10 protein-coding genes and 1 tRNA gene are annotated in these 12,577 nt (G+C 38.6%); 8 read left to right on the top strand and 3 right to left on the bottom strand.

Annotation, left to right across the window (positions count from 1 at the left end):
* The first annotated feature begins 364 nt into the window (after nucleotides 1-364).
* From FHS57_RS04035 to FHS57_RS04015, 5 genes are all read left to right on the top strand, one after another.
* Nucleotides 365-464 (top strand) — tRNA-OTHER (locus tag FHS57_RS04035).
* An 11-nt stretch (nucleotides 465-475) separates the two neighbouring features.
* Nucleotides 476-1,420 carry a hypothetical protein gene (locus FHS57_RS04030; RefSeq protein WP_183971598.1) on the top strand — a complete coding sequence of 315 codons (945 nt, stop codon included), beginning with the start codon at nucleotides 476-478 and terminating at the stop codon, nucleotides 1,418-1,420.
* A complete protein-coding gene (locus FHS57_RS04025) occupies nucleotides 1,417-1,560 on the top strand; it encodes a hypothetical protein (RefSeq protein WP_183971597.1) in 144 nt (47 codons plus the stop codon). The genes FHS57_RS04030 and FHS57_RS04025 overlap by 4 nt, the downstream gene beginning before the upstream one ends.
* A 46-nt stretch (nucleotides 1,561-1,606) precedes the next feature.
* Entirely contained in the window at nucleotides 1,607-2,461 is an 855-nt protein-coding gene (locus FHS57_RS04020; protein WP_183971596.1) for a hypothetical protein, read from the top strand.
* Nucleotides 2,462-2,862: 401 nt separating this feature from the next.
* Nucleotides 2,863-3,918, top strand: coding sequence for a hypothetical protein (locus FHS57_RS04015; RefSeq protein ID WP_183971595.1), 1,056 nt, complete (start codon nucleotides 2,863-2,865; stop codon nucleotides 3,916-3,918).
* Between the two features lie 327 nt (nucleotides 3,919-4,245).
* Here the strand turns inward: FHS57_RS04015 and FHS57_RS31950 are convergent, their stop codons facing one another.
* Entirely contained in the window at nucleotides 4,246-4,368 is a 123-nt protein-coding gene (locus FHS57_RS31950; protein ID WP_262889927.1) for a hypothetical protein, read from the bottom strand.
* A gap of 204 nt (nucleotides 4,369-4,572) precedes the next feature.
* On the opposite strand from FHS57_RS31950, the gene FHS57_RS04010 reads away from it, so the two are divergent.
* The 3 genes from FHS57_RS04010 (at nucleotide 4,573) to FHS57_RS04000 (ending at nucleotide 9,320) form a co-directional block, all read left to right on the top strand.
* On the top strand, nucleotides 4,573-5,631 hold the full coding sequence (locus FHS57_RS04010) for a ligand-binding sensor domain-containing protein (RefSeq protein WP_183971594.1): 1,059 nt from the start codon (nucleotides 4,573-4,575) through the stop codon (nucleotides 5,629-5,631).
* Nucleotides 5,632-5,862: 231 nt separating this feature from the next.
* The gene (locus tag FHS57_RS04005; RefSeq protein WP_183971593.1) at nucleotides 5,863-7,746 is read left to right on the top strand and encodes a heparinase II/III domain-containing protein; all 1,884 of its coding nucleotides are present in this window, start codon (nucleotides 5,863-5,865) and stop codon (nucleotides 7,744-7,746) included.
* Nucleotides 7,747-7,847: 101 nt separating this feature from the next.
* Complete coding sequence (locus FHS57_RS04000; RefSeq protein WP_183971592.1) at nucleotides 7,848-9,320, top strand: BNR-4 repeat-containing protein; 1,473 nt, start codon at nucleotides 7,848-7,850, stop codon at nucleotides 9,318-9,320.
* A gap of 149 nt (nucleotides 9,321-9,469) precedes the next feature.
* Here the strand turns inward: FHS57_RS04000 and FHS57_RS03995 are convergent, their stop codons facing one another.
* Nucleotides 9,470-10,351 (bottom strand): RelA/SpoT-related domain-containing protein, encoded by an 882-nt coding sequence (locus FHS57_RS03995; RefSeq protein WP_183971591.1) that lies wholly within the window; start codon nucleotides 10,349-10,351, stop codon nucleotides 9,470-9,472.
* Complete coding sequence (locus FHS57_RS03990) at nucleotides 10,344-12,464, bottom strand: NACHT domain-containing protein (RefSeq protein ID WP_183971590.1); 2,121 nt, start codon at nucleotides 12,462-12,464, stop codon at nucleotides 10,344-10,346. The genes FHS57_RS03995 and FHS57_RS03990 overlap by 8 nt, the downstream gene beginning before the upstream one ends.
* Nucleotides 12,465-12,577 lie beyond the last annotated feature (113 nt).

Raw genomic sequence — 12,577 nt, 5'->3', positions numbered from 1 at the left:
AAGGAAAGGTCTAACACCCATGGCACAAACCTACCCCTGCTCCGCAATTTTAAAAAAACTTTTAGGAATTAGGCAGTTAGTTTTGAATTCAACTAATCTTTGGGATATATTTACAAAGCGGCATACGCCTTTGCTTTTCGCCCTCATTGGCTTTTAGATACGTTTTTGGGTGGAATCGGTTTGCCCGTGAAGTGGATGAGATTTGGGGGGTAGGGACAATAAGCACGACACATAAAATACAATACATTCTTGATAAAAGTCAAATAAATACAAAAAGTACTACAAAACTTTCGCATATTTGAGAGTTGGCAGTAATTGTAAAAAGACAGACACACAAACAATAAAAAACGTAAATTTGAAAAATGGGGAATTAGCTTAATTGGTAAAGCCAGGGCACCGAATTAAAATTGACCACCACCTCAAAGACATTGCCCAGGATGTAGGTTCGAGTCCTGCATTCCCCACTTATTTGACAATGAAACAATCACAGGCATATAAAGAATTTAAAGAGCGGACACAGGAAATTTTCAATTTTGCTGTTTTGGTGACTTTAAGTGTACCTGTATTAAAACAGAATTTGAAACTATTCAATGACAAGAAAATCAAAAGACTGCCCGACCCAGATTATTTTGAACCTTCTGTCGTTTATGAAATATCTGATGACACTATTTTAACACTTACAGAAAAAGGATTACCAACCGACAAAATCGAAAAACTGAAACTATTATTAAATATCCCAATAAATAGTTCAGAGTTTAAAAGTAAAGTTATTGATGCAATTGGTGAGACGGACTACAAAACCTATAGAAACGAAATCAAAAGACAATCAATAAATTACTCTGAGAACATCAGTAATTGTACATCAAATTATCAATCAAAATTAGCGACATATCTATATTTTTCAACGTTCTCATACTTTGAAGCTTTCGTAATGGACATTGCAATTGAACTTACAAATTCAATTCAAACGGTTGACAGAGAAAAGTATCTTACAGATTTTCAGCCTACCCACGACACTATTTCAGATATAATGAAATTAGACAAAGATTTTGACCCACGAAAAATAGACAGGTATAAAAAGTTCTCCAATAAACTAAAAATTCAAGGCTATATAAACCCAGAGAGACTGCTTTTATCTTCTTTAATTGACATTTACAACAATAAAATTGACAACCTCAAAGCAAATGAAATCCCGACATTTCTTGAGAAAACTTTGTTGTTCAAAATGACAAAGGATGAATCAGACACGTTTCATTCAATTAGAGATAATAGAAATAAAATTGGCCACGGTGCTAAACATTTTAATCCTCATTTAAATGATGTTATTAATGCAAACAAGTTTTTTAAGTCATTAAGCGACAGAATTGATAAACACGTAACTCTATATTTTTTCAAGGCAAAAAACTATATTGACGAATGAGAACAACTACTGCCAACAGGCATTTGGCTCAATGGCGGGTGAAGTGGTTAATTGAACATTCTACCTCGCATCAACTATTGTGGTTTATTGACAGTTTTGTGCTCCGAAATCCGCCACTGCGCCAAGCGCCAAAACGTTAGTGGCAACTCTAAAGAACCACAGAATAAACCAAATAGAAAATAATTCATGACACTTTGTATAGCTTGGAAAAACGGAAATAATATCAGATTTTCTTCTGATTCAAGGTTTTCAATAGACGATGACCATTATGCAGACATTGGGATTAAGGTAATGCAGATACCTGTCATTATTAAGAACCCAACTCCAGTTGAAACAGGCATAGAAGAAATTATTTACAATCACAAGCTTGGGATGTGTTACTGCCGTGACACTACGAATGCGTTTTTGATAAAAGAAACAATTGCAGAAGTATTGCAGAACTTACAATTACTTCCCGGATATACAGACTTTTCTTTGAGAGGAATTTGCAATGTTATTGTGAAGTTTTTGGAAAATACATCAGACCACCTGAGAGATGGAATGGATTGGGACCCTGATGTTGAGTTTTTAATCGGTGGATATTGTCCTGAAAATCTAAGAGTAATGGTCTATAAATTTCAGTTAGTTGACTATGGCGACCATTTTGAAACTATGTGTGACGAGGTTTTAGAAGATGACAATGATATGATTATTATGGGTTCAGGAACAGACAAAGCAGAAGAGTTGATAACCGCTGGAAATATTCAACCAGGAAACAAATTATTAAAAGTATTGCGGGATGTTTGTAACGATGATTCTGTTCCATCTGTTGGTGGACATATACAATATGGGCAATTTGACAATAACGATTTTAGAATACTCGGAGTAAATGATTACAAAATACTTCCAGACGGTCAAATTGAATATATATATGCTTACAGAGGAACGGTTTTTTATAAGGATAAATTTGAAGCCAACGAAAACGACTATCATATTGCAACAAATTTTATAATGCCATTTCAAGACGAGATTGACGAATATTGGAGACAACAAGGGATATAGAAATAATCCAAAAAAAGAGCAGCCACTAATAACTAAGCTTTCGTGGTGGCCGAAGGCCAAGCCATGAAGGCGCTGTTGAACGAAGCCTTCGGTGGCGGTGAGAGCTCACCAAACCCTTTTCTTTTATTATGGAGTTGCGGAGTACAGTCACAGTCGCTAACAAGTATCTGGTTCAATGGCGGGTGAAGTGATTAACTGAATATTTTACCTCGCATCAACTTTTGTGGTGTATTGACAGTTTTATACTCCGAAATCCGCCACTGCGCCAAGCGCCAAAACGTCGTAGGCAATCAATCTTAGGTACAACCCCACGCCAACCGAATAGAATTATTGTTTGAGTTATAAGAAATATACACAGCAGATTTATTCACGAAAAAGAAATAGAAGAAAAAATGAAGTAGATGAAAGTAAATAAAGCACACGAAATTGAAAAGGTTGCAGCGGTAACAGAAGAAGTTGAGGCTTCGTTCAAACTGATTATAGCAGGACTAAAAAACTTAAACGACCAAACTTCGTTCGTTTCAAACAATCACGTTACCTTACAATTATTTTCTTCAGGTTTTGAGAGAATAGTAAAAATACTTTTGCTTTTGAAAGATAAATATTTAACAGGTAATTATCCCGAACTACAAAAGGCAAAAAACAAGTTTAATAACTATGACAACGGACATGGAATTGAGAAAATGTTAGACGATTTGATCAAGTATTCAAAAGATGTTGAAATTATGCAACGTGTTCCAATGGTAAGGGAGGATTTGAATTTTATTGAAAACAATAAATCTTTTCGTGAATTTCTAAAAATCATAACAGAGTTTTCAATCAGACAACGATACTATTACATTGACACAATCATCCTTGAAAATTCAAATCAAACCTTTAATCCATTTGATAATTTTAAAAAGTTCATATATTCATTTGGTAGTGAAACAGATTTAACTCAATTAACCCATCAACAAGAAGAAAGACTTGTTATAAAAGGTGCTATTGTTTGCATTGAAAAAGGCGTTACTGCTATTTCAAGATTCTTCACTCATGGCTTAGGGGATTTTGGAAAACAATTCTATGGCGATTTTTCAAGTTTCATTATACTGAACGACAAAGACCTTGGGAAACTAAAATATCTTGAAAAGAAAAAAGTACCTTCTAACAGTTACAAAGCAATAAATCCATTTTCGCTTTCATTTCTTTTCATTCGTTTATCTTCAAAATCAAAGACACTTTATTCAAAGAATTATGACAATTGGGCTTTCACAGTTGACAAAGTAAAAGTGTATTTCAAAAAACCAAATTTTTATTTTACAAAAATCGGTCAGAAAGTTTTTGCCTTGACAGGAAAAACAAGCACCCGATTTAAAACACCAACATATTTTAACAGTGAAAAACTCAAACCAAAAGCGTATGCACTTTACTTATTGGACGAAGCGAAAACCTTAAATGAAAAACAAAAAACGACATAGGGAATAACGGAAGAAAGAAAAACTGCAACTAATAACTAAGCTTTCGTGGTGGCCGAAGGCCAAGCCATAAAGTCCCGAACGCTTTCGGGATTAAACGAAACTTGGGCGGGCGGCCAAGCCTGGCGGTGAATATCCCGATGGCGCGAACGTCACGTTCGTGTCTTTTATTATCAGGCTTCCAGCCTTGCATTTTCCCTTCCAAGGCTAGAAGCCTCGAAATAGTGAGCACGAGCGATACGCACGCGCTATCGTAGGTTTTGGCACAATGGCGGGTGATGTGGTCAATTGAACATTTTTCCCGATGGCGCGAACGTCACGTTCGTGTCTTTAATTATCAGGCTTCCAGCCTTGCATTTTCCCTTCCAAGGCTAGAAGCCTCGGAATAGTGAGCACGAGCGATACGCACGCGCTATCGTAGGTTTTGACACAATGGCGGGTGATGTAGTTCATTGAACATTTTTCCCGATGGCTCGAACGTCACGTTCGTGTCTTTGATTATCAGGCTTCCAGCCTTGTATTTTCCCTTTCCAAGGTTAGAAGCCTCGGAATAGTGAGCACGAGCGATACGCCCGCGCTATCGTAGGTTTGTGCTACTTCACTACGTGCTAAAACGTTGGTGGCTATTCTATAACAGGCAGCAATAAACAAACAGAGATGAAATTAACAATACTCTTAATTTTCAGTATTATACCCATTTTCACTTCGTGCAATGGGCAAACTTCTAATTCAAAAAACCATTCTTTCCTTTTAACAGAAATAAAGGTAAAGGGCGACACTGTAAAAGAACTTGGAAGCAGTAGTATGGTGATTTACCAAGACAAGAAAAATAATTATTGGTTTGGTAGTTGGAAAACAGGCGTGTACAAATATGATGGTAAAACCTTGATAAATTACACAACAAAACACGGTTTGTACACTGATAGAGTTGATGATATAAAAGAAGATGATTCGGGCAACCTATATTTCTCAGGTATGAACCCAAATGCTACAATAACAAAGTTTGACGGAAAATCATTTACCAATATTAGAGCCACTCCGAGTAATGAATGGAAACTGGAAGCGAATGATTTGTGGCTAAAAAATGCTTATCAAGACAAACAAAAAGTTTATCGTTTTGATGGAAATACCTGGTATGAATTGACACTTCCCAAGCCCCCCAAACTTAACAATCCATTTGAAGTTTACAGCATTTATAGAGACCGAAAAGGTAACATTTGGTTTGGCACCAATCCAGTTGGCGTGTGTCGTTACGATGGAAAATCATTCGACTGGATTACCGAAGAAGATGTGACAGAATTTCGCAACGAAGGAGCAAATGGAGTGCGTTCTATTACAGAAGACAAAAATGGCGACTTTTGGTTTAATACCGAAAACCGTTATAGTGTTTACGACAGTACAACTTTAAAAAACAATACCTTTTATACAAGACACGAAAGCATTGGCAGTTTAGATGGAAAAAATACAAGAGGTCTAAATGAGTATCTTTCAACGGTAAGAGACAACGAGAATAATTTGTGGTTTGTAACGTATCGTGATGGAGTTTGGAAATATGATGGAACAAAAATTACGCACTTTACCGTTCAAGTCAACTCCAAAGACATTACTTTATTCAGTATTTACAAAGACAACAATGGCGACCTTTGGCTTGGCACACACGAAAATGGTGCATATAAATTTAATGGAAAGACATTTGAAAAGTTCAAACCATACTGACGAAACAAAACATTTGTCTTGCATCCCCTGATGGCGCGAGCGTGCCACTTCGTGTCTTTGATTCTCAAGCTTCTAGCTTGTCATTTTGCCCTTCCAAGGCTAGAAGCCTCAAACTAGTGAGCACGAGCGATACGCCCGCGCTATCGTGCATCGACTAAAAAATCGTACTTTTGCCCCATCGTAGGTAAGAATCAATGCCTAGCGACTTCCTAATTTAGTACGCATCCACCAATGAAAAGAACATCATTTCTACTCAGCTTTTTGGGCGTTTTGTGCCTGCATTTCACCCTTCAAGCGCAGCTAAAACACGTATCAACCAGCACCAACGTCCCTGCGCACCCGCGAATCATGCTGCTGAAGGGAGAGGAAAAGGAGATTTTAAAAAACATTTCTTCGGATAAATCGTGGGCAAAACTCCACCAAGCCATTGTGGCCGAGTGCGACAATATGATTGCCCTCGAACCTCTGCAACGGATACAGATTGGACGGCGGCTATTGGACAAATCGCGGGAGGCATTGCGTCGAATTTTCTACCTGTCGTATGCCTACCGTACTACCAAAAACCCTGCTTACTTAAAGCGGGCGGAGACCGAACTGCTGACCGTGGCGCAGTTTTCGGACTGGAACCCTTCTCATTTTTTGGACGTGGGCGAAATGACGATGGCCGTGGCGATTGGCTACGATTGGCTGTACCACGACCTCCAAAAAAGTTCGCTGCCCGTGTTGCGAGAGGCCATTTTGAAAAAAGGTTTAGAGCCTTCGTTGGATGCCAAATACAACAGTTGGCTAAAGGCGTCGCACAACTGGAATCAGGTGTGCAATGCAGGCATGACGTACGGCGCATTGGCGATTTTTGAAGACAAACCCGAATTGGCCAAACAAATCATCGACCGTGCCATCGAATCCATCAAACTCCCGATGGAAGACTACAACCCCGACGGCGCTTACCCCGAAGGATACAGCTACTGGGGCTACGGCACGAGCTTTAACGTGCTGTTTTTGAGCGCTATCAACCGCGCTTTGGGCAGCGAATTTGGGTTGTCGCGGGGGCGTGGTTTTTTGAATACGGGCAGTTATGTGCAGCAAATGGTAGGAACGTCGGGCAAGACTTTCAACTATTCCGACGCAGGAAGCGGCTCGGGCGGACTGAACCCTACTTTGTGCTGGTTTGCCGAACGTACCAACGACGCCTCTTTGTTGTTTTTACAGAAAAAAGCATTTGAAAATTTATCCCCCTCCGTCACCAAAGACCGTATCCTTCCTGCGGCGTTGATTTGGGGTAAAAACCTGAAAATCAGTACTGCTCCTGCGCCAAGTGCGTTGGCGTGGGTGGGTCAAGGCAAAAATCCCGTCGCGCTCATGCGGACTTCATGGACCGACCCCAACGCCATTTACGTGGGGCTAAAAGCGGGCTCTCCGTCGGTCAATCACGCGCACATGGACATTGGTTCGTTTGTGATGGATGCCTTGGGTGAACGCTGGAGCATGGACTTTGGCATGCAAGAATACGAGTCGTTGGAATCCAAAGGGGTGAAATTATGGGGACGCGAACAAGAGGCCGAACGCTGGCAAGTGCATCGATACAACAACCTAGCTCACAGCACGTTGGCTTTCGACAATGGTTTTCAACTCGTGGACGGCTACGCCCGAATCACCAGTTTCACCCAACGCCCCGTGTTTTTGAGTGCCACCACGGATATGACATCGGTGTATCGAAATGCGGTTGCGATCGCCAAGCGTGGACTGGCGATTATCGACCAAAAATACGTAGTGGTGAAAGACGAGATTACGACTTCCGACAAACCAACGGTGGTGCGCTGGGCCATGCTGACACCCGCGGAGGTACGAATAGGTGCCAACGGTAGCGCTGAATTGTTCCAAAACGGGAAACGAGTGCAGCTCAAAGTCATGGAACCCGCCAGCGTGACCCTTAAAACGTGGTCAACACAACCTACCCACGATTACGATGCCCCCAATCCTGGCACGACACTGGTGGGTTTTGAATTAACGCTACCCTCCAATACGTCCCAAATCATTAATGTCCAGCTCATTCCCGAGGGTATTTCGGTGAATGAAGATACCAAAATCCCCTCGTTAAAAGACTGGAGGAGGTAATTTTGCCCCCTTCCCGAAAGTTCTGAAACTTTCGGGAAGGTAATCAGAACTTTCGGGAAGGTAATCAGAAGCCCTATTCTACCACAACCCCCAAAAAACCAATGAAAAACACCTTTTTCTACGCCATTGCATTGACCGTTTTTTGCCTGCCATCGCTGCAAGCGCAAACCCTCAACCAAACCGATGATGGTTTTCGAGGTATTTGGTATCATATTGGTAAATTAGACAACGAATACGTCCACAAATACAGCGGTGGATTGGGAACGTATCCATCCAACCATAACCCTTTTGCGGTGTATAGTCCAGAGGTAAACAAAACGTTTTTTTGTTACGGAGGGGCTTCCAAAGCCGCCAAACCAAGCCTTCTGCACGAAATAGCCTTTTACGACCACCAAACGGGGCTGGTTTCAAAACCCACCATTGTACTCGACAAAGCCACCGATGACGCCCACGATAATCCCGTCTTGAACATCGACGCCCAAGGCTATATTTGGGTATTTTCGACTTCTCACGGGGTAGAACGCCCGTCGTACCTTCACCGCAGCCGCAAGCCGTACGACATCAGCGCTTTTGATAAAATCGAAGCTACTTTCATCAAAAATGGCCAAGAAACGGCCTTTAATAACTTTTCGTACTTGCAAAGTTATTACCAAAAAGGCAACGGTTTTTTTCATTTGATGACCCACTACGAACGAGGAATCTTAAAGTACGGCGCTAAAAAACCGCGTCGCACCATCGGTTTTATAACAAGTTTGGACGGACTCAAATGGTCAGCAATCAAGAATATTGGCACCATTCAAGAAGGGCATTATCAGACCAGTGGGCAGTGGAAAAACAAAATTGGTACGTCATTTAACATGCACCCTGATACTGAAAAAGGGGCTGGGCTAGATTATCGAACCAATTTGTACTACGTCGAAACCGCTGATTTTGGTAAAACGTGGCAAAATGCGGCGGAAGAAACGGTTCAGTTGCCGCTGGCTACGCCTCAAAACGCGGCATTGGTCAAAGACTATCAGTCGTTGGGCTTGAATGTATATATCAACGATGTGGCTCATACTTCCAAAGGCTATCCCGTCATTCTTTACGTCACCAGCAAAGGCCCCGACCCAGGGCCAGCCCAAGGCCCGCATACGTGGCAGGTGGCGGCTTGGAACGGCAAAGCGTGGGACATTGCTACCGTCGCCCTTTCTGACCATAACTATGACATGGGGTCGTTGTACATCGAAAATACCAATCGTTGGAAAATCATCGGCCCCGTGGAAGCAGGCCCTCAGCCGTACGGCACGGGCGGAGAAGTGGGCGTGTGGGTGAGCAACAACCAAGGCAAAACGTGGAAAAAGCAGCCTTCTTTGACCCAAAACAGCGTTTATAATCATTCATACGTGCGTCGGCCTGCCCATGTTCATCCCGATTTTTACGCGTTTTGGGCAGATGGGCACGCGCGTCAGCCGTCGGAATCATCGCTCTATTTTGCCAATCAAAAAGGGGAAGTATTTCGCTTGCCCCGCCAAATGACCACGGAAATGGCGAAGCCAGAACGGGTTTTGGTAGCCCCTTCCCGAAAGTTTTGATACCTTCCCGAAAGTTCTGAAACTTTCGGGAAGGTATCAAACTTTCAGAATCACAAAAATTTACTTTGTAATGTGTTTCATTGTTATAAACTTTATTGTTGAATTCGCTATGTTTAATACTTATGAATAACTAACGCAAAGTACAAACTCTATTGTAAATTGTAATCTTTAATCTGATCAAAGGTCTTACGCATTACTTCTGGAACCAACTCGTTGATTGAATCACATTGTAAATAACATGAATTCAAAAAATATACAATATTATTAATAGTAAGGGGAAATTTCACCTGACTATCTAATAAGTGGCTCAATAATTTACCCCTGTTAAGTTTAAATATACTTTTAACTAAATTATGATCTTTTTGAAATAGCTTTTCTATATCTGGTGTTAGATGCACACTACTATCCAAACGCATACGCAATTTTGTTCGTAACATAGCATCCCAGTTACCACTTTTATAATGCTTGTATGATAGGGTATCAAGAAGAGAAAGCATTGTCCAATCGTTAGTTTCAAGTGAAGCAAGTATTCCGTTTAAAACACGACCAAGATCATCATGATTATTCCAGTGCTCGATATGTTTATATCTGAGGTCGTGTTCTACTTCATGCCACCCTTCAGAGAGGACTGTTCTTAATTGTAGTTCAAAGGTATTATCAATACGATTATCATTTATTGATTCACTAAATTCTAATTTATATTCTTCTGGAAGATCAAATACGTAATTAATTCTGGTAGGTTTAAACTCAGTTTGGTTTATTTTGTCAACAGCTTCATCTTTTTTCTTATATCGAGAAAGCATCGTTTTCCTTACAATTGGCAAATCGTCCACAAAATACAAATTAATTCTTATCCCAATCATATCCCTAAGAAAGGTTGAGACTCCATCATATCCCTTATTTATTATCTTTAAATCAGTTGAATTTTTCGATTTACACCTATAAAATATTCTATGCATGATACCTGCACGGCTTATTTCTTCACCAATCTCATCAACTATGCTTTTAGCAATTCTTTCTAAATCAATCATTTTCTTTATGAAGAATTTTTTTTATATCATCTATTCTATTTAATTGAAATTGAATTTCGCTCCCTTTAATCTGAATTAAACCTTTACTTTCTAATGAATACAGAGCAATACTCACCCTTCTATAACTTGCATTATATACTTTCCTAATTATTGCACTTATATAATGCTTTCTGTGAACGTTATATTCCCAAAGCAAATTTAAAATATCAATTTCCAACTCATTCATATTTACTTGATTATTTTGAGAATATATTTCTTCATCTCTTAGAATAGTACAGCTTTTCTGAGTGCATTGTATTAGAACAATTTGGGGATAATCCTCAAATTGTTCATCTTTTAAAATAGATTCGCATTCCAAAAAATGACAACTTATAAAACTCATTCCTTGAAGTTTTTTGAAATCAAAACGGCAACTTCTAAAACTACAATTTATAAATATAGATTCTTGCATATTATTTATAGAAAAATCTACATTCACAAAACTTATCTCTTTGACAGTAAGACTGTTATAATCAAACGCTGGGTGATTTAATAGAGTTACATCAAATATAAAAAGTGTATAATCACCAAATCTCTCTTTAATTTCGACAATTTTTTCCCAAAGCTGATATTTTTTTTCGTTACTTTGAACTCTATATGCTGTAACAGCTAATTCTATCATATAATCTGAATATATGTTTTGAGATAAATGCATATCAGTTTCATTAATAATTTCTCCAATAAATACACCTAGAACAAAATCATTAATAAAACCTATCTTGTTTCCATCCCGACCTTTTCGATCTAATAGTGCATGTGTAGCTAGAATATCAACTAGGTTATCGATAGTTGGTTTTTCAGGATATAGTAAGCGTGTACTTTCTAGTATTTTTAAATTTTGTTCTTTTATTATTTCTTTGAAAAATTCTTTTTTTTCAGAGGTGCTATCTAAGTCTAACAATAATTTTACAACATTTTTGAAGATCAGAAGCTGTGTCTCTGGGGTCGCCAAGAGGTTCTGCCTATCTTTTTCTCTCTCCAACATTTTTTGAAAATACTGGTCAACCAAATTTTCACCATTCGAAATTACAGATATATAACTTTCCTCATCTAGATTTTTTAAATAAGCTAACATAACAGGGTTAGCTAAATGGTGAAGAATCATATTATTATTTTCTAGAATTTGGCATCTATCATAGCCTAACCAGTCTTCTATGCTTGGTTCTTTAATTGATATTCGTATAATTTCAAATTTATTATCCCATTTACTTGCCCATTTTTCAAACTCATAATCATTAAAAATGGCCGTTTTACGAGTTGTTAACACAATTTTAGCCCGACCAACTAGTAACTCACCAATTGTATTTAACATTGGCTCTATCTCGTCAATCGACGACATATCAGCTTCAAGATTTATTTTATCTAGTAATTCATCAAAACCATCAATAATTAGCGGAACTCTACCATTTTGTATTTCTTTAATTACCAATTCAGAGTTTAAAGTTGGGAACTCTTTATCAATTACATCAAGTAAGATATAGCGAAATATATTTGCGCCTCGGTTTCGGGCAAGTTCTGTTAGAATAGGACTTATAATCAAGTTAGTATTTTCTATTAATGCTTGAAGAATTTGATAAGCAGTACTTGTCTTCCCATAGCCTGCTGCCGCTTCAATTATAATCAAATGAGCTTTTTCTACTGTAGTTATAACATTATGGACTAACTCAATTAGATTTCCATCTCCTTCAGCATTATAAATTTCAAAAGGCGAACTTATATATTGATAATCGCTTCCTAAAAGGTTATACGTTTGTTTTTTGACAAATTCAGAATATTTACGTTTTAGCCTTGCTTTAGTCGCATCAAATGAAAAAAAGCTCTTAAATAGCTCTATTTCAGCCTCTTTTTCATTTTTTATATATTTAATCGTTGTTGCAAAACCACTCTGAGAATACTCTACTTTAAGTCGTTCGACATAATCTTCAATTTGTTGATTTTGAGCTAAAGGGACAATATCAACTCCGAAGTAACGACTTTGTTTATATGAAAAAACGACAATGTCTTTAGTTGTTATTTCTTCCTTTTCAAAGCCGTAAGACTGATAAACTTTGACTAAATCATCTACATTAATCATTATACTTATAAATTGTGCTAATAAAATCCTCTGCTGGCAATTTATTAATATAATTAGTTAGAACAAAATTATTTTATATTATTATTTCGATGGCGCGAGGCTCCAGCCTCGTG

Source organism: Runella defluvii (genome assembly GCF_014195535.1).
In the GTDB taxonomy this organism is placed as follows: Bacteria; Bacteroidota; Bacteroidia; order Cytophagales; family Spirosomataceae; genus Runella; species Runella defluvii.
The sequence above is the reverse complement of the archived record's forward strand: the minus strand, read 5'-3'. Positions and strand labels throughout refer to the sequence as shown.

Excerpts from the sequence above, each read along its gene's own strand:
- FHS57_RS04000 (WP_183971592.1), top strand. The coding sequence starts at position 7,848 with ATGAAAAACACCTTTTTCTACGCCATTGCATTGACCGTTTTTTGCCTG.
- FHS57_RS04010 (WP_183971594.1), top strand. The coding sequence starts at position 4,573 with ATGAAATTAACAATACTCTTAATTTTCAGTATTATACCCATTTTCACT.
- FHS57_RS03995 (WP_183971591.1), bottom strand. The coding sequence starts at position 10,351 with ATGATTGATTTAGAAAGAATTGCTAAAAGCATAGTTGATGAGATTGGT.
- FHS57_RS04025 (WP_183971597.1), top strand. The coding sequence starts at position 1,417 with ATGAGAACAACTACTGCCAACAGGCATTTGGCTCAATGGCGGGTGAAG.
- FHS57_RS31950 (WP_262889927.1), bottom strand. The coding sequence starts at position 4,368 with ATGAACTACATCACCCGCCATTGTGTCAAAACCTACGATAGCGCGTGC.
- FHS57_RS04030 (WP_183971598.1), top strand. The coding sequence starts at position 476 with ATGAAACAATCACAGGCATATAAAGAATTTAAAGAGCGGACACAGGAA.
- FHS57_RS04015 (WP_183971595.1), top strand. The coding sequence starts at position 2,863 with ATGAAAGTAAATAAAGCACACGAAATTGAAAAGGTTGCAGCGGTAACA.
- FHS57_RS04020 (WP_183971596.1), top strand. The coding sequence starts at position 1,607 with ATGACACTTTGTATAGCTTGGAAAAACGGAAATAATATCAGATTTTCT.
- FHS57_RS04005 (WP_183971593.1), top strand. The coding sequence starts at position 5,863 with ATGAAAAGAACATCATTTCTACTCAGCTTTTTGGGCGTTTTGTGCCTG.
- FHS57_RS03990 (WP_183971590.1), bottom strand. The coding sequence starts at position 12,464 with ATGATTAATGTAGATGATTTAGTCAAAGTTTATCAGTCTTACGGCTTT.